The organism is Enterococcus sp. C53, assembly GCF_040887425.1.
Taxonomy (GTDB): domain Bacteria; phylum Bacillota; class Bacilli; order Lactobacillales; family Enterococcaceae; genus Enterococcus_B; species Enterococcus_B hirae.
Window position 1 is genome coordinate 1 of sequence record NZ_JBFOFT010000010.1, and the last position, 19004, is coordinate 19004.

The 19004-nt window shown below is 36.7% G+C and carries 14 protein-coding genes and 1 pseudogene; 1 reads left to right on the plus strand and 14 read right to left on the minus strand.

Going from position 1 to position 19004, the window contains the following annotated elements:
* Window positions 1-63 precede the first annotated feature (63 nt).
* From AB3I42_RS11680 to AB3I42_RS11695, 4 genes and pseudogenes are all read right to left on the minus strand, one after another.
* On the minus strand, window positions 64-2529 hold the full coding sequence (locus AB3I42_RS11680) for a cation-translocating P-type ATPase (RefSeq protein ID WP_181914378.1): 2466 nt from the start codon (window positions 2527-2529) through the stop codon (window positions 64-66).
* Window positions 2530-2711: 182 nt separating this feature from the next.
* On the minus strand, window positions 2712-3602 hold the full coding sequence (locus tag AB3I42_RS11685) for a phosphate ABC transporter substrate-binding protein (RefSeq protein ID WP_010737921.1): 891 nt from the start codon (window positions 3600-3602) through the stop codon (window positions 2712-2714).
* A 514-nt stretch (window positions 3603-4116) separates the two neighbouring features.
* Window positions 4117-4329 (minus strand): hypothetical protein, encoded by a 213-nt coding sequence (locus tag AB3I42_RS11690; protein ID WP_014834536.1) that lies wholly within the window; start codon window positions 4327-4329, stop codon window positions 4117-4119.
* Between the two features lie 295 nt (window positions 4330-4624).
* Window positions 4625-5110: pseudogene (locus AB3I42_RS11695) on the minus strand (hypothetical protein).
* A gap of 206 nt (window positions 5111-5316) precedes the next feature.
* Between AB3I42_RS11695 and AB3I42_RS11700 the strand changes: the two are divergent.
* Window positions 5317-5661 (plus strand): hypothetical protein, encoded by a 345-nt coding sequence (locus AB3I42_RS11700; protein ID WP_081123196.1) that lies wholly within the window; start codon window positions 5317-5319, stop codon window positions 5659-5661.
* 150 nt (window positions 5662-5811) lie between these two features.
* Here AB3I42_RS11700 and AB3I42_RS11705 read toward each other — a convergent pair whose 3' ends face one another.
* The 10 genes from AB3I42_RS11705 to AB3I42_RS11750 form a co-directional block, all read right to left on the minus strand.
* Window positions 5812-6390, minus strand: a complete 579-nt coding sequence (locus tag AB3I42_RS11705) for a type II toxin-antitoxin system Phd/YefM family antitoxin (RefSeq protein WP_181914377.1) — start codon at window positions 6388-6390, stop codon at window positions 5812-5814.
* Window positions 6391-6449: 59 nt separating this feature from the next.
* Complete coding sequence (locus AB3I42_RS11710) at window positions 6450-7742, minus strand: helix-turn-helix domain-containing protein (protein WP_010737923.1); 1293 nt, start codon at window positions 7740-7742, stop codon at window positions 6450-6452.
* Between the two features lie 457 nt (window positions 7743-8199).
* Window positions 8200-10437 carry a copper/silver-translocating P-type ATPase CopB gene (copB, locus tag AB3I42_RS11715; RefSeq protein ID WP_010737924.1) on the minus strand — a complete coding sequence of 746 codons (2238 nt, stop codon included), beginning with the start codon at window positions 10435-10437 and terminating at the stop codon, window positions 8200-8202.
* A 28-nt stretch (window positions 10438-10465) separates the two neighbouring features.
* Window positions 10466-12649: a copper-translocating P-type ATPase CopA gene (gene copA, locus AB3I42_RS11720; protein ID WP_034700859.1), complete on the minus strand. Its 2184-nt coding sequence runs from the start codon at window positions 12647-12649 to the stop codon at window positions 10466-10468.
* Window positions 12649-12858 carry a copper chaperone CopZ gene (copZ, locus tag AB3I42_RS11725; protein WP_010718490.1) on the minus strand — a complete coding sequence of 70 codons (210 nt, stop codon included), beginning with the start codon at window positions 12856-12858 and terminating at the stop codon, window positions 12649-12651. The genes copA and copZ overlap by 1 nt, the downstream gene beginning before the upstream one ends.
* 16 nt (window positions 12859-12874) lie before the next feature.
* Window positions 12875-13312, minus strand: a complete 438-nt coding sequence (locus AB3I42_RS11730) for a CopY/TcrY family copper transport repressor (protein WP_010718491.1) — start codon at window positions 13310-13312, stop codon at window positions 12875-12877.
* A 73-nt stretch (window positions 13313-13385) separates the two neighbouring features.
* Window positions 13386-13925: a topology modulation protein gene (locus tag AB3I42_RS11735; RefSeq protein WP_010737927.1), complete on the minus strand. Its 540-nt coding sequence runs from the start codon at window positions 13923-13925 to the stop codon at window positions 13386-13388.
* Window positions 13926-14019: 94 nt separating this feature from the next.
* Window positions 14020-15480: an APC family permease gene (locus AB3I42_RS11740; protein ID WP_010737928.1), complete on the minus strand. Its 1461-nt coding sequence runs from the start codon at window positions 15478-15480 to the stop codon at window positions 14020-14022.
* A gap of 530 nt (window positions 15481-16010) precedes the next feature.
* Window positions 16011-18071 carry a heavy metal translocating P-type ATPase gene (locus AB3I42_RS11745; protein ID WP_010737929.1) on the minus strand — a complete coding sequence of 687 codons (2061 nt, stop codon included), beginning with the start codon at window positions 18069-18071 and terminating at the stop codon, window positions 16011-16013.
* Window positions 18072-18456: 385 nt separating this feature from the next.
* On the minus strand, window positions 18457-18990 hold the full coding sequence (locus AB3I42_RS11750; RefSeq protein WP_368022513.1) for a hypothetical protein: 534 nt from the start codon (window positions 18988-18990) through the stop codon (window positions 18457-18459).
* Between the last annotated feature and the right edge of the window lie 14 nt (window positions 18991-19004).

Sequence of the window (19004 nt, forward strand, 5' to 3'; positions counted from 1 at the left end):
TGGGGCAATAATCAGATTTTTTTCTGACTATTGTCCCACTCTCTTTTTTGTTTTGTCTATCTGTTAATCGTGTTTATTGTCTACTGAAAACAGCACTTTGAGCCAGAACCAAATAGACCGTTTTTTCTTTCCATCCTTCAACTGGCTGTAATTTTCAATCATTCGCGAATACTGCCGGAAAATCGAGTCCGCCGCAAAAAATAGAATCAAAAGCAACAGAATCGAAACGGGTGAAATAGCGGAGATAGAAAATAATTTATGCAGAAAGACGACTGAAAATAAGATACCTGCTGCGCAAAATAAAATGATCCGCCCTCTGAATTGGTTCAATGGGTGACAAATTTTATAGAGTACGAGAAAACCAACCGCTGTCAGTAGCATCGTTGAAGCAGTGGAAACATCTGTCTTGTTCAAATGCAAGATGACACCGCCTACCACTAAAGTCCCCACGACAGTCATATCTGTTAGCCCACCAGGAATGGCTTTTTCTAAGACATTCACAATAAACTTTCCTTCAATTCGATTTTTGTTTTCTTCAAGAGCAAGTAAAAACGATGGCAAACCAATCGTAAACAGACTAATCAAGGTAATTTGAGAAGGCTCCAACGGATAAGTCAGTGCGAACAAGACAGAAAAGACGGAAAGTAAGAAAGAAAAAATATTTTTTACTAAAAACAAACTAGCAGATCGTTCAATATTATTAACAACTCGCCGACCTTCTGCTACGATCTCAGGCATTCTAGAAAAATCAGAATCTAATAAGGCAACTTGCGCAGCTTGGATCGTTGCTTCGTTGCCAGAAGCCATAGCGATACTACAATCAGCTTCTTTCATTGCTAAAATATCATTGACACCATCACCAGTCATCGCGACTGTATTTTTTTGTTTAAGAAGCTGAACGAACTGCATTTTTTGTTCAGGTTTTACCCGTCCAAATACGGTGTATTTTTCCACTGCTGAGAGATAATCTTCCTCAGCAAGTTGAGAAACATCAATATATTGGTCTGCATTAGCAATGCCCGCCTGTAATGCGACAGTTGAAACGGTCTGCGGATTATCCCCTGAAATCACTTTGATTGCTACCCCTTGTTCCTTAAAATAAGCAAATGTGTCAGGGGCTTCTTTTCGAATTGGGTTGGCAATCAAAAGATAAGCAAGCGGAATCACTTCTGCTTCTAAAAGTGCTTCGCTCAATATTCCTTGGTAACTACCGAAAACCAACACACGATAGCCCTGATCAGCATATTGATTAAATTCATTTTTAACTGTTTCGAAACGTTCACGTAAAACCACTTCTGGCGCTCCTAATACATAGACCCCATCCGCAAATGTTACGCTACTGAATTTTTGTACCGACGAAAAAGGCAAGATAGATAAAGGTTCTTGATCTGTAGGCTTATTAAAGTACGTTTTGATTGCTTGCATCGTCGCATTGTCATTTGCCATAGCTTTAGCATAATCTGAAATGAGTTCTTGAATCCTAGTTGCCTGTTGCTCCGCTTGCTCATTTTTAGCAATCACTAGTTTTTGTACAGACATCTGATTTTCAGTAATAGTTCCCGTTTTATCTACACATAGTACATTAACCCTTGCTAAAGTCTCTATGCTTTTCATATCATGTAATAATACTCGTTGCTTAGCTAAACGAGCGGCACTCATTGCTAGAGCGATCGTTGTCAATAAATACAAGCCTTCTGGTATCATCCCGATTAAAGCTGCTTCCATGGCTACCACACTTTCTTTGATCGTGTTGCCATTAAAAAAGTAACTTTGTGAAAACAAGGTTATGCCGATGGGAATAATAATGATCCCGATCCATTTGATTAATTTATTCAGCGAAGCAATCATTTCTGATTGTTCGCCTCCTCCCATTTTTTTTGCTTTTGCTGTTAATTGGGAGATGTAAGAGTCATAGCCAACCTTGTCTAATCGTACATAAGCCTTACCAGAAACGACAAAGCTCCCTGACATCAAATAATCATCTACTTCTTTCACGATCTCATCTGCTTCACCTGTCAAAAGTGCTTCGTTGACTTGTAATTTACCGTCTAAGACATAACCGTCTGCAGGAATCTGTTGACCCGTTTCGAGCAAGATGACATCATCTAAAACTAATTCCTCCATATCGATCTTATTGGCTGCGCCGTTTCTTACGACTGTGACTTTTGCTGCATTCAGTACACTCAAATTATCTAATATCTTTTTTGAGCGAATCTCTTGATAGATAGCAATTCCCGTGTTTGCAAGAATCACTGGCAAAAAAGTCAAATTTTTATAGGAACTAACTAGACATAATAAAACTGCTAAGACGATAAAAATCAAATTAAAATAAGTAAATATATTTTGCAAAACGATTTGTTTGTTCGTTTTAAATGATGGGTCGATCGTTTCATTTGTTGCTTGAGCATGCACTCGTTCTGCAACTTGCTCATCTGTTAGCCCCTCTCGATAATCGGGAGCATATCTTGTAATATTTTTAACTGAAGTTTGATCTTTTTCAACTTCCGTTTGATGACTAAATATTCTCATTTACCGTTTACCTCGATTATTAGTATTATATTTACCTTAATACATTTGTGAAAAAAAAGCCTATGAAATGACTAATAAATATCTTTCATTACTGTCATATTCATTTGCAGGAAATAGCTAAAAAAAAAGCATGCCCGTTAAAGGCACACTTTTAGGGGTAGCAGATTTGAGTACATGATTGCTTATTTTAAGTTTCCTTCAGCATCACGTTCTACTTTCATCGCAGTAATTGGTAAGTAACCGAGTTCTTTCACCGGTCCTTGTTGGATTTCGTCTGTCATCATATAATCTAAAAATTTTTGAACTTCTGGGGAAGGCTCACCTTTTGTATACATATGTTCATAAGACCAAATTTTCCAACTGTTGTCAGCAACATTTTCTTCTTTTGGTTCTACACCATCAATACTTAAAGCCTGTGTTTTATCATCCAAATAAGAAAAAGCAAGGTAGCTGATCGCGCCAGGAGTTTGGCTAACAATTTGTCGAACAGTTCCTGATGAATCCTGTTCTTGTGATTGTACTGGAGTAGCACCATCTAATCCCCACTTTTCAAAAGTAGCTCGTGTACCACTACCATTTGCCCGATTGATGACATTGATTTTTTCATCTTTCCCACCTAGTTCTTGCCAATTGGTAATTTTCCCAGTGAATATATCAATTAATTCCTGTTTTGTAATATTTTTGACGTTCGTGTCTTTATTGACAATTGGCGCCATACCTACCACCGCAACTTTATGATCCTTTATTTTACTTGCATCTACGCCTTCTTTTTCCTCAGCAAAGACATCTGAGTTTCCGATCGTCACTGCCCCAGACTCGACCTGACTTAACCCAGTACCACTTCCGCCACCTTGGACAGAGATTTGATAGTTGGGATTTTTTTGGACAAAACTTTCTTGTGCCGCATCGACTAGAGGTTGGAGCGCAGTAGATCCGACAGCCACGATTTTGACTTGATCGCCAGAAGTTGCAGAATTATTTTGTGCTGCGGAGCCATCCGTGCTACCAGAACCGGAACCACAGCCAGCTAACATAAGACCTAAAACACCTAAAGAAAATAATACTTTTTTCATTGATATACCCCTTTCTTATTTACAAGTAAATTGTAGCAATCTACTGTAAATCCTGCATATTGAAGGTGTAAATATCAAGTTAATTTATGTAAAGTTATCGTAAATCGAAGCCAAATAAAAAGGCTTCGTACTTTTTGATGTTGGTGAAATTCACCGACAAATTTTTTATGATGTAAAAACAGAGAGAAGAGCCCCCCTGAAATCCTTTAAACCATTATCCGTCACGTAAAACTATTTTAACCAAAAAAAACACAGAAAGAAGTTTTCTTCTTTCTGGCCAAATGATTCTAGACTTTCTCTTTACCAACGTCATTTGACAAAAAGCCCAAAAATAAAGGTTAATTTATATCAAAACTAACCTTTAATCCTTTTCTTTCTTCTCTATCTACGATATACTATAATTAAATAAAGGAGCTATGCGCTAACATAGCCCTTAATGTGTAGTCCGTTCAAAGCGGATGGCATTTTTTAACAAGTTTAGAGCCTGTCTACTCTGCCAAAAGTTGAGACGGCTCTATTTTTTTTGTTCTTTTTTGAACTTTAACCAAGCTAAAATCGAATCGCTAGCTTTCGCTACGGCAGTAATTACTACTGCTGCTGCTCCGATAATAGCAATGATTTGATCCAATGAGAACAAATCAGGCATTTCCTTTCTAAAGAGTACGTCCGATAAGCTAATAAGCCCATAGGCACCACGCTCCTTCAATTGGATTTGCCAAACCGCCACAAACTTTCTACAATAATATTATATCATAGAATGAAGATCTTTAGCTTGCTTAAAAAAGGTTGATTATTACATGAAAAGAAATATTTCATTTGCAGAATATTAGTGCATTCAGTTATTTATTCTTTTATATTTGATTTTCTTCAGGCAACCTTGCTTCTTCCATCCTTTCAGGTATTTTTGTACAGTGTTTTCAAAATGTCGAATCCTGCCAACGCCTGTTTTGGGATCAAAAATCTTTGACAAAGAGCAAAAAAAACACTGTTCGCTACTATCATTTGCTCACAATGTTTCCTCTTTATTGAACCAATTTATTAACTTCGCCGGACAGTTTTTCTTTTATTCTTAATTTTGCTATAGAATAAAAAATGACTGCTAATAAAAACGAAAGAATCGCTAGATAAAAACTTGGTTTAATGGTCAAAAAGTACATCGAAGTTTCCCCTGTATCTTTCAATCCACTTTAACTTAAGCCATTCGGTCCAACAATGATTCGTGGCAGAATAGAAAAAAAGGAAGTAAAAACCAACATACAAGAAAAATGAATCAAATGCCAATTATAACTATTCATAAATTTATTTGTCAAAATCAAGCTCATACTCACTAAAAAATAGAATAGTGTTAAAATTGGAAAATTTTTCGATACTACAATCCCAGTACCATGAATTAGCCCCAAAATTTCTGCTCCCTGAACAACGGCATTCACCCAAGTAAACGGCAACAGCAGAATTGGAAAAAACCAAAAAAATAAATACAATTGTTCAAGTTTTATTTTCTTTTTCATCACTTTACTCCTACGCGATTTTTTCTTTCACCTACTATAAGCGTTTTCTCTAAAAAAATTAGGAGGAAAATCTTTTTTTTTAGAGATAAGGCTATGAGAGTTTATTCATTTAATCTACAAATTTCAAAAAAGTGTTTGATTATTAGCTGGTTGATTTTAGAATGAAAGTAGGAGAAATCGGATTCACCTGATTGGGGGAACACACCATGAAAAATCATGAAAAAAAATTAATTTTGCTCTTACTTTTCATTCCGTATGTGTACTTCTCTTTACTACTAGATTATCGGTATCATTCTGTTTTTGGCTTGATTTTTTTGATTTTTCTGTCTTTTTACGCTGGCTTTAGCTTCCAGAAAAAGCAACAGTTACTCTTTCTCTTCTTTATTAATATTAGTTCAACATTCATTTCTTATTTGATTTGTCACTATTACTCTGATTGGCATTTCTTTTACCAGCCATTCAAACCAACCCAACTGATTTTACTGCTTTCGGTTTTGTATTTGATCCCTCAAATTCTTGGGGCTTTTTGGGCAAGAATTTTCACTCGTTAAATCAGTGAATCGAAAAAATATGACTAGCAAAGGATCGGTAACCACCCAATTTTTATAGAAAATCAGCTATGATTTCTCATTGATCCTTGTAAAAAAGTCTGAAAAATCATAGCACCGAAAGAAGCAAAAAATAAAAATTTACGCTATTCATTAAAGTTCATGCAGATAGATTTTTTTTATAATAATTTTATCAAATAATTGTGATTGACTGTCTTGTTCACCAATAATCTCGGCAATTACTGTACGACTGTTTGGTTTTCTACGTAACTGATAATTGATCTTTCCAGTTGCGTTCAATTCGTTTAACATATCGACCACTCCTCCAAAGCCCGTCTTTTTCGTAATGAAACCTAGTGTAACCATTCGTTCATCTAAGTTTTTAGCAGAAATCGTTACACCAGTAATCAAATAACGTTTCAGTGTTTGTACCAGCTCATCTAGACCATCAGAAGTCGAAACGACAGCAGCTGTTTGGTCAGCGTAGTTTCCAAGTAGTTCATTACTTTCTATAGGTGCCTGTACTTCTTCATTTGCCTTCTGACGTAAATCTGCTAATTCTTGTAACAGTGTTTCATATTGCTCTTGTGTCAACATCACTCCTGCAACTTTTTCACGATTAAATATATATACACCGGTTTCAGCTTTTCTTGCCTGATCAAATACATCCATCGGTGATCGTTTTACTTCAGTGATTGAAGATGTAGGAACTTCTAATTTCTTTAAATCCAAAAGACATCCTCCTTTACTCATCTTCTTTATTATAACACACCCTTTTCATATGATAAAAATCAATTTTTCGTATCAATCCAATAATCAATATCTGATAGTAGACGATCTACCCCAAAAGAAGGTTGGTAGAAATAAGTCTTTTGATGTTTACTATTATTTAATGGAAAAAAATGGTCCGTAATAATCAATTGTGCATAACTTGGAGGGATTGATCGAGTACAAACATGTATGGAGGTCCGTTTTCGATGTCGCAAGGTCTTATCCAGAACAGAAGCTAGGCGGCGCGCTTCCTCGTGATCGTAACGAAAAAAAAAGACGATTTTTACTTCTGGTGGATAGATTTCCAGGTATCCTCTTTCTTGCAAAACTTTAAGTAAAAGTAGGCCCCATTCATACGATGGATATGTAAGTGCTTGTTGTAAAGCCATCCGGTATTGATAAAGTTTTTCATTAACATTCGGCACCAAACGCAAGCTTTCCTGATACTCATGAAATTCCTCTTTGACTACTCTTTCGTGTAGTCCAATTGAGTAACGGAGCCACTCTTGATAGATAACTCGCGTAATCGTTGTTTTATTCGTACTTTCAAATTCACTAGCCAACCAAAACAACGAATCCAATTTCTCTGTTAAGGTCATTAATTTTCGGTAGATTTTCGTTTCTTCAATTTTTTTCCAGTATTTTTCGATAATGATGTTGCAACTTAAACGAACGATACAGCGGTAATTTTTTTCGCGGACAGATAACCGTTGTTCGTGTCGGAATAACAACTCTGGAAAAAGTTCAAAAAAAAGCGTGCGATGTTCGTCTAATATTTTGATTTCGGCATTTTGGGCACGTGTCTCCAACAAATGGATAAATAATTCGGAAAAAGACTGTTCTGTATCCCCAATAAAAAAGAGGGGAAAATCTTTAAGAAAACAGAAAAAAAGATAGCGTATCTTTCTTTCAGAACCATAAAGTTGTTGTTTTCGATAAGAAAAAGACAAATGATATTCCCCCAGCCATTTTCTTAGACGCTCTTGTGAGGAGCGATCATACTCTTGTTGATACTCCGTGTTCAAAATCAAATCCTTCAATAAGCAAAAGGATGAGGAGTGGATCAGAAAATCAAACAATAAATAGGGCTCACTGTAGCCTTTATTATAAATCAGCTTTACGCTTTTTTTATGTTGAATCAGTTGGATCGGAAAATCTCCTTCTTCTAATCTTTTTAAATATCGATCGATCGTTTTCACATCAACTAATAGTTTTTCTGCTAGATCCGTTTTTTTCCACGATAAATCTTTCATTTGATGGATCAATATAAATAGATTTTGTACATTTTTTGACAATAATCTTTGCCACTTCATTGGCGTTCCCTCACTTATTTTTTACTGTGTGTTTCAGGAGCACGATCAACTATAGATTAATACATCTCCCTATATATAAATTACGAAAAAAAATATTTTTTCTTCTTTAATTCAAACGAAATTCATTAAATTCTAATTTAACAGATCGAAAAAGTTAACTACTGCTATTTTTTTCTTACCGTCACACATTGAACTGTGCAAAATTTCGTACAATGGGAACAACTATGGTTACTGATTATTTCTTGAATCCCTCTCTCAACTTTTCTCCTGCCATTTTTTCTTTTCATTTTGTCTACATAAATAAAAAAGACAATCTTTAACGACCTTTGCTAAAATTGATTCGCTGAAAAATAGCTGCTTGCCAGTTTTCATTTGAATAAATTTGCTTGTGTTTGTCCTTAAAGATTGTCTTTTTTCTATTTTTACACTCACTCGTTAATCAAGTAACGTTAACAACTTATTTTAAAGTTAAGGCGTTGAGCGCAACGACCACTGTACTTAGTGACATCAAGACTGCTCCCACTGCTGGGCTTAAAATAAGTCCGATTGGTGCTAAGATTCCTGCTGCTAAAGGAATAGCAATAATATTATAACCAGCGCCCCACCAAAGATTTTGGATCATTTTTCTTCTTGTTTCTTTTGCTAATTCTAAGAAATGCAAGATATCTTTGGGGTCACTGTTCGTTAAGACAACATCTGCAGAATCAATCGCAATATCAGTTCCTGCTCCGATTGCCATACCTATCGTTGCCCGTGCTAAGCTTGGCGCATCATTGATGCCGTCACCAACCATGATCACTTTTTTTCCTTGATCAAGATATCTTTGTACGATCGCCTCTTTGTCATCTGGCAGTAGACCGCCGTAATATTCATTGATTCCAAGATATTCGGCTACTGCTTGGGCTGCTTTGGGGTTATCCCCAGTCAACATGACTGGGATAATATTTTTTTCTTTGATCGCTTGGATAAACTCTTTTGCTTCTGGTTTAATGACATCTCCTAGAGCAATCACAGCCACTAATTTATCTGAAACTACTAAAAAGCTGACAGTGTTTCCTTGAGCTTCATAGTTTTTTAATCGTTCAGGGTCGATTTTTAGTCCTAAACGTTTTGCTTCTTTTTCATTAATAATTTTAACATCTTTGTCTTCCACAGTTGCTTCTAAACCAACACCTGCTAAATTTTTTTGTTCCTGTGCTTGATAAGGAGTAATCTTTTTTTCTTTTAAATAATTCATTATCCCAATCGCTAAAGGATGATTTGCATGTGCTTCTAAAGCACCAATATATTTCAAGATTTCTTCTTCTTGATAAGCTTCATCTAAAATCTCAATACCAGTTACAGTAAATTTCCCTTGGGTCAACGTGCCTGTTTTATCTAACATGATCACATCTAGATCATTGGCTTGTTCCATCGCATTCCGATTTTTCAAAAGCAACCCATTTTTAGCTGCGATCGAAGTCGAACGAGCAACGACTAATGGAATCGCAAGTCCCAGTGCATGCGGACAAGCAATGATGAACACGGTGACCATTCGTTCTAGTGCATCTGGTAAATTTGCTAGGAAGAGCCAAGCAATAAAGGCGATGATCCCAACTACTAAAGCCACATAAAATAACCATTTTGCTACTTTATCTGATAGAAACTCTAATTTAGATTTTTCTCCTTGGGCTTTTCGTACCATCTCCATTACTTTTGCAAGGTAACCATTTTCGCCAGTACCTGTTACAGTAATTTCAATTGTTCCGTCGCCATTAATTGATCCACCAATGACCGAATCGCCCACTTGCTTTTTAACCCCTTTGGATTCACCCGTAACAGCAGATTCATCAACAATGGTATGTCCTTTGTCGATCGTCCCATCCGTTGGCATCTTGTCTCCAGCACGAACAATTAGACGATCACCTTCATGGACTTCTTTTAAAGAGACGGTTTCTTCAGTTCCGTCTTTTTTCAATCGTTTTACCGATTCAGGTAATAATTCTGCTAATTTTTGTAAAGCATCGCTGGCATTAGAGACTGCATTCATTTCGATCCAATGTCCCAATAACATGATTACGATTAACGTTGCTAATTCCCAGAAAAAATCCATGACATGTGTATGGGGGTTGATGAGGTTGGCTATAAAAGAATACACACTATAAACATATGCGACGGTAATCCCCATAGCAATCAGTGTCATCATTGCTGGACTTTTTTGTTTCAATTCCATTTTGGCTCCGCTTAAGAATGGTTGTCCGCCATAAATAAATAAAATCGTTGCCAGAACCAACACCACCCAATTAGAGCCAGGAAACGTCACTTGAAAAGGAAAGGACATCCCCATCATCGGTGAAAAAAGAATAATCGGAATCGCTAAAATCAGAGAAAGCCAAAATTTTTGCTTAAAGTTCCCCATGTGCATAGAATGATCCATTCCACTCATATTTTCATGACCCATGTGGCTATGATTCATTCCACTCATATCTTCATGATCCATATGGCTATGATCCATTCCGCTCATGTGTCCATGGTCCATCTGTTGGTGCCGTTCCATGTGTCCATGCGTATGGTGTTGATCCATATTTTCCATTTTTCCATGTTCCTGTAAATTATTCTTGGTATTCGTTTGTTCTACAGTTATTTTTTCCTCAGGATTCTTTCCAATAGCGCCCTTTTTATTTGTTTCATTCTCAGGATCTATTCCATTATTCATCTTTTTCCTTCCTTTCCTCTGAAACGATTTATTTGATCGTTTTTCGATTTAAGCTTAAAGAATTCAATAATACACTGATTGAACTAAAGGCCATTGCGCCACCAGCAATGATTGGGTTTAAAAAACCAAAGGCAGCAAAAGGAATCCCGATCGTATTATAAATGAATGCCCAAAACAAATTTTGTTTGATTTTTTTTAATGTGGCAGCTGATAAAGAAATCATTTGATTGATAGAAGTTAAATGACTATTCATTAATGTCACATCGGCTGTTTCCATCGCAATATCGGTTCCACTTCCCATTGCAATCCCAACATCTGCTAAAGCTAGCGCTGGGGCATCATTGATTCCATCACCGACCATGCCAACTTTCTTTCCAGCTTTCTGTAGTTTTTCTACATAGTTGGCTTTTTCTTCGGGTAAAACTTCTGCAAAGATATGGTCGGAATCAATTCCTACTTGTTTGCCGATTGCTTGAGCGGCTCGTTGATTATCTCCCGTAACCATAAACACATCGACACCTTTTTGTTGTAGTTGCTCGATTGCTTGTTTTGCATCTTCTTTGATTTGATCAGCAACGGCAATCATTCCAAGAACCTGTTCTTCGTTGGCTAAAAACATCACTGTTTTCCCTGCCTGTTCTAATTCTAACGCCTGTTCTTGAAATTCATCAAATGAAAGGTTCATTTCAGCTAGTCTCTTTCTTGTCCCAGCAAAATAATGAACACCGTTGATCGTTCCACTGATTCCTGCACCAGGATGAGCAACAAAATCAGTGATTGGCTGAGTTTTTGCACCGACTTTTGCACCATAAGCAACAATAGCTTTTCCTAAAGGATGTTCAGAAGCATGTTCAAGGGAATAGAAAAGGGAAATGATCTCTTTGGGACCGATGACATCTGTTACTTCTGGTCGGCCTTGTGTAATCGTTCCAGTTTTATCCAAAATAATACTATTTAGATGAGCGGCTCCTTCTAACGCTTCGCCACCTTTGATCAATATCCCATTATGAGCACCGACTCCTGTTCCTACCATGATGGCAGTTGGTGTTGCTAAACCAAGCGCACATGGGCAAGCAATGACTAAAACGGACACACTATGAAGCAATGCTAACTGCCAATCCTTCGTGAGCCATCCTGTAACTAATAGTGTCACCAATGCTAAAAACAAAACGATCGGTACGAAAATCCCTGAAATCTTGTCAGCAATTTGTTGGATCGGTGCTTTACTTCCTTGAGCATCTTCCACCATTTGGATGATTTGTGCCAACACCGTATCTTTTCCTATCTGAGAAACTTGTATTTGGATCAATCCATTGGTATTGATCGTTCCACCAAAAACCATATCTTTTTCTTTTTTCTCAACAGGTACACTTTCTCCTGTCAACATGCTTTCATCCAATGCACTAGTGCCAGCAATGATCCGTCCATCTGTAGGTACTTGTTCACCAGGACGAATCACTAAGATGTCATCGATCATGACCTCATCAATTGCAATCGTCTCTTCTTTGCCATCTCTTAAAACTTGTGCTGTTTTTGTCTGAAGGGACATCAACTGTTTGATGGCATCGCCTGTTTTACTTTTTGCTGTATGTTCTAAATACTTTCCAAGTAAAATCAAGGTAATGATCATACTGCTACTTTCAAAATAAAGATCATGGGAATGGCTAGGGAAAAAACCATTATAAATGCTTAATGCGAAGGCTGCAGATGTTCCAATCGCAACTAAGACATCCATATTCGGCGCTTTAGTTTTTAATGCATGATAGGCTCCTTTATAAAAGCGCCAACCTACATAAAATTGCACAGGCAAAGCAAAGAGCAACTGCACAAGAGGCAGATGGAAGAACGACACAATTGGTCCATGACTTCCAAGCATCATGGCAATCATTGCTAACATCAAGGGTAGAGTCAAGATCGCACTAAAGATAAGATCAAACTTCATTTTTCTTAAATAGGTTTGTTTCTCCTCAGCAATTTTTTGTTTATGCGCTTCGTCATATAAAATTGCCCCATAGCCGATATTTTCGACACTTTTGATCAATCTTTCTGTAGTAGTGTCGGTATATTTCACACTTGCCTTTTCAGTGGCTAAATTGACAGTAGCAGACATGACACCAGGTTGTTCATTTAGTTCTTTTTCGATTCGAGCAGAACAATTCGCACATGTCATTCCAGTAATGACAAATGTTTCCATTTTGGTATTCGTTGCCATCAAATCACCTCTGCTTGATAGCCTAATTCATTGATTGCTTGACAAATCTCTGTCGCTTGAACATTTGCTTCATCAAATTTCACAACGGCTTTTTCTTTTTTCAGCTGAACTTTTACTTTTTTGACACCACTGATTCTTCCGACCGCTTCTTCAATCCGAGCCACACAATGGTTGCAACTCATCCCTTTAACTGAAAATTCTTGTTTCATTCTTGTTTCCTCCTTATTACTGTTTCTTACATTCACATTGGCCAGGTATACAATTACATTCAATCGTTTCGACTGGCTCTTTTTTATTGAGTTGTTTCATGATCTGCTGAATATCTTCTTGGGTCAATGTCGCTTCTTCAACCAAATCAGCAATTGTCGCACCGACTCTTTTTGCACAAATATGTGAAAAGAGATTTTCAGTAGCACTTCGAACGGTTTCCATCTCGGAAACAGCTGGATGATAAATAAATTTCTTTCCCTCTTGTTCAGTCCAAAGCGCTTCTTTTTTCACCAAACGCCCTAGAAGGGTTTTAACAGTTGCTACTTTCCAATCCATCGAATCAGCTAATATCTGAGTGATTTGTTGGGCATTTGCTTGACCTAAAGTCCAGATAACTCGCATGACTTCCCATTCAGAATCACTGATTTTAATTAATACTCTCTTTTCTTCCATTGGTTTTTCACCTCCATCGATTACATTTGTAAACTTAACTTCGATAATAGATTACAACTGTAATCGAAAATTGTCAAACAATGGGCTTATTTTTTTTCAACTGGTCAATATACTTTTGTCGATCACGTTTATTATCTAAAATGAGTAATTTATTTTTCACTTGCAATGTATCGATCAGTTGGAAGATTCGAGATTCATTCTTTCGCTTAAAACGCCAAACAAAACACAAAAAATCCAAGTATTCTTTATCCAACTTTTCAGTAAACTCATTAGGCATGTCAGGTCTGGTCGCACGATCTCGCTTTCTTTTTAAAGTTCGTTTGATGACACGAGTCATTGCAAGATACGTTGGCACTCGTAATAAGATGATTTGATCTGCTTCTTGCAACCTCTTTGCAGCAGTAGCAAGATAGTTTCCTTCGATGATCCAGTTCTCATGTTTAGCCATAAAGTTTTCTTGCTCTAGTTGAAACCAAACTTGTGCCTTTTCACTATAATCTGTACCATGCCATAAAAAATCTAAGGGTAAAAGAGGAATCTTTGCCGTTTCTTGAATAGTTCTTGCCAGTGTCGATTTTCCAGAGCCACTTTGTCCTAAAATTACTATCTTCATCTTATTCCTCCTCCACTCAAAACTTTTTCTTTTTTTATTTATGATAACATGAGGCACAAAAAAAGAGAGAAACGATCGTTTCTCTCTCAGCTCATTATGTTTTAATCAATGTTTCTTTTACATTTTTATTTTTATCACGACGGGCAATCGCTGGTAAGATCATTCCCAACATGATCAAAATAATTGGTGTAACGACATTTGAGATCAACTGGAACCACCAAGCTTTAGGATCAGCCGCATACTCGACTTTGGGAACCATTCCCAGAATACAAGCAAAAGCGGTAAAGGCAAAACACCAAGCACCGAAAATAAAACCAACCTTTGGATTCTTCACGAATTTATACTCAGAAGTAAATTTCTTGTAAGCTTTATTCAACATCATATACGCTAAGAATACCCATAAATAACGCATAGGCATTACTACTGAATTTAGATTAGTCAACCATTTCACTAATTCGTTCATGTCTTTGATTCCAAAAATGGGTAGTAAAATGATGATGCTAACTAAAATCCCAGTCAATAAATAGCCATTGACGAGTGTTCCTTTATTGCTTCGTTTACGTAACCATGAAGGAACAAATTCTGGATCTGCATCTGCTAATAAAATTTTCAGTGGTGCATCGATTGAGAAGGCTAATGCGGAAATTTGACCAACCATATTTGTCAAAGCATAGATGATCATCAACGAATTACCAATGCCATAATAGTTGCCTAGGATTTGGAAAGCACTGTAAGCACCATTTGCCATTAAGTCTTTCGGAATATTGTCACTCGCAAATAACATTCCCATCGCTACAGAACCTAAAACCGCACAAACACCAACCATTGCAGCCAAGAAAATCATTCCTTTTGGAAATTCTTTGGCTGGATTTCTTGTGGAATTAACATAAGGAGAGATTTTTTCTGCCCCACCTACTGCAAATACAAGCATCGAAACGGTCGTAAAATAGCTAAAGTCAAATGTCGGGATGTATGTTTTGACCTGATTCATTCCTGTAGTAGCAAATTCCATATCAGTAGTAATAAATGGAGCTGTTACTGCCATCAAAATAAATAAAAGTGACATGACAAACATCGCAGTTCCTGCTAATCCACCAATGACCTTCAATGTGGATAATCCTTTTGTAGAAAGATACAAGAAGGCTAAGAAAATTACTAAGGAAATCACTGCTACCATTTGAACAGTCATTGTGTTAACAATATTTCCATTTCCTTGAACTGCCCATCCAGCAGCAATCAAAATTGCCTGAGGTTTTTGTGCAAGATAAGGAATGTGGACGACCCAATAAGTCCATGCAGCATAGTATGCCAACCGTTTATTTGATGTCGTATTTTCGACCCAAGAGCTGACGCCACCTTTACTGTCTTTAAATGCGGAACCAAGTTGCCCTACGATCAAGGCATAAGGGATAAAATAAATAGCAAGAATCAATAGCCAAGAAGTAACAACTGAAATTCCTTGTTGCGCATAGTTGTTTACTACATTCCCCATGCCCCAAACCATGTTGAAAGCAATGAGTGCTACGGTAAACCAACGTAGTTGTTTATCGTTCATCTGTTTTCTCCTTTTAAATTTTTTTAAATAAAATATTTATCTATTTACAATCATAAACAAATTCTTATCTATTTACAATAGTTCGTTATTTTATGTGTGTATATTTTTAATTTTACCACACTATTCTTCCATCTTTTTATCATTTTACACAAGATAACACCTTGTATAAATTAGTTAATCCCTTTCAAACTGAACGATGTAAAAGAATTTTCTAAAAATTAGATCAAATAGTTATTTTAATATGCTTACTTTCTAATCAAAAAACAACAATGGGTAGTACAATTCAAAAATCGTTGCTTTTAAATAAAAAAAGAAATTCCCCTTTCATCCGAACAGTCATCAAGCTGACGAATAAAGGAAAATTTCTTTTCTATTGATCAATAACAAACAAAATACACCTATAGAACTTCATTTTAAACACGCATATAAATAGTTTGGTTAAAGATTTTCACTTATTTTCTGATAATCCTACTCCGTAGGCAAGAAAAGTTCACTTTAACGATGCTTGTGTTTAGATCAACAGTCGATCGTTAGAGTTTTAAACATCTCATAGCGTTTAAGACTGCTAGTACAGTGACACCTACATCAGCAAATACGGCATCTCCCATTGTGGCGATCCCGAATGCGCCTAAAATTAAGACAACACTTTTGATCCCGATTGCAAAGATAATATTTTGTTTAACGATTTTCAACGTTTTTCTTGATAAGCGAATAGCATCTGCGATTTTTCCAGGTTCATCATTCATGATCACTACATCAGCCGCTTCGATTGCTGCATCACTTCCAAGACCTCCCATCGCTATTCCGACATCAGCTCTAGCTAGCACAGGTGCATCATTGATTCCGTCACCAACAAACGCAGTCTTTTGCGATGCGTTCGTGAGGATTTGCTCTAATTTAGCCACTTTGTCTTGCGGTAAGAGCTCGCTATAGACCGTGTCGATTCCTAATTCATTTCCAATATGTGTCGCAATTGCTTGTGCGTCCCCGGTAAGCATCACAGTTTGTTTAACTCCAAGTTTTTTTAGTTTTTGTAAAGCTGCTTTTGCATCTTCTTTGATGGAATCTGCAATCACTATGCTTCCAACATACTGTTGATCAATTGCCACATATACTAAGGTACCAACTGCTTGATTGACTGGAAAGGCTATATTGTATCGAGTGAAAAGTTTATGATTTCCTACTAAGACTACTTTCCCATCCACAACTGCCTTGATTCCTTCGCCTAAAACTTCTTCCATTTGATCCGTGGGTAATAATGCTCCTTCATAATCAGCTAAAATCGCTTGTGCAATCGGATGTGTCGAATATTGTTCTACACTTGCAACATATTGCATGAATAAAGGTTCAACCATAGTAGTTTCAATTGATTGAACAGAAAAATCACCTTTTGTCAGAGTTCCTGTTTTGTCAAAAACCATGGTGTCTGTATGAGCTAATAATTCAAGGTAATTACTACCCTTCACTAATACACCCATTTTACTAGCTCCACCAATCCCTCCAAAAAAGCTTAAAGGTACCGAAATTACTAAAGCACAAGGACACGAAATCACTAAGAACGTCAAAGCTCGGTAAATCCATTCATCAAATCCTGTATTTGGTAACACAAGTGGTGGTAAAATGGCTAATAAAACAGCTAATACTACTACCACTGGCGTGTAGTAACGAGCAAATTTAGTGATGAAATTTTCTGCTGGTGCCTTTTTACTACTTGCATTTTCTACTAATTCGAGCAATTTACTAATGGTTGAGTTTTGATAATTTTTTTCTACTTCAACAACTAATGGTTGATTGATATTGATAAAACCACTTAATACTGACTCTCCTTCAAAAACTTCTTTTGGAACCGATTCTCCCGTTAATGCAGAAGTGTCAACTAATGACTGCCCACTGATGACTTTCCCATCTAATGGTACTCGTTCTCCTGGTTTGACAAAAACATGCTCCCCAATCATTACTCTTTCTGGCTGGGTTGTCACCAATCCAGCTTCTGTTTCAACATGAGCCACTTCTGGTCGAATCTCCATCAATGCACGTATCGATTTTCTTGATTGGTTGACTGCAAAGCCTTGGAAATATTCTCCTACTTGATAAAACAACATGACCGCTACTGCCTCTGGATATTCACCAATCAACATCGCACCGATCGTTGCGATTGCCATCAAAAAATTTTCATCAAACAATTGACCTCTCGTAATGTTTAATGCAGCTTGTTTAATAACATCAAAACCAATAAATAAATAGACAAGTAAAAATCCAATAAAACGAATCGGTTCAGCTGGATCCCAAATAAACAAGCCTAATAAGCCAATAGCTGATAGGACAATACGAATCAGATCCTTTTTTTCTTCATTTAATGTCGAAGTCACTTCTTCCATCTCTTTTACCTCAACTTCTGGTTCTAATTCCTTGATCACTTTTCTAGTTTCAGTTTCGATTTCACCTATCTTATCCTGATCTGCGTCAATCGTTAATTTACCTACAGCAAAGTTAACATTTGCTTGCTTTACCCCATTGATTTCGTTGATTCTTTTTTCGATTTTCATTGCACAGTTTGCGCAATCCAATCCTTCTAATCGATAGCTTTTCATGCTCTGACCTCCTCACTTTAAACATGAGCATTTATTCATATATAATTATATATGAGCGGTCACTCATTTGTCAAACTAATACTTCTTCTATTTTTTATCAATCAAAAAAGCATTACCTTTACAATAAAAAAAGCGACTCATAAAGTGAAAACCATATCATTCATTGTAAGAGTACAGGAGTGTCACAAATAAAAAAGAACTGAACAATGGAATCTACACTTGTCATTCCCTGAACTAATCCATACCTAATAGCTATCTTATCAGCAATAAAAAAAATAAGCATTTCTCCTATTTGATTAAAACTCCCCCACTAGCCAAACGAGTGAGGGAGTTTTTTTATTGTTGTCGTATCTCTTCATCCTAAGCGATATCTATTTTACTGGGATTATTCCACTTCTATAGTCGCTAGTAGTTGTTGGAAACTATTCGTAGTACTTGTTCCTGGTCGATTACCTACTAATTTAACTGAAATGATATCGCCAGCAACCACGCCTTTACTGTAAGTCACCCGAACAGTCTCATTCATTTTTTTGACTGATGAATAGTAAGCTTTTCCTTTATAAGTTTCCGCGATATATGCATCATTTTTATAAAGTACGATTCGATTGTCTTGCTCAAATATTTCTCGATCAATATCCATCACCACTTTATTTCCAACTACTTGAATATCTTTCACGATCTGATCATATTCAGTCGCTGCTGATTCCAATTTTTTCTCTACTACATAGGTTTCTAACAATACTTTACCTGCAGAGCTTTGACCAGGTGATCCAGGCGCTAAATAAACTTCAATTTTTTCACCTTTGTTGCCTTCAAACCCACGACGTATCTTTACTAGTTCGTCTGTTATCTCTTTGTAAGAGTAGTAAGCTTTACCATTATACGTTTCAAAATAATAGTTACCATCCAAATAAACCATCAGGCGTTGTTTGC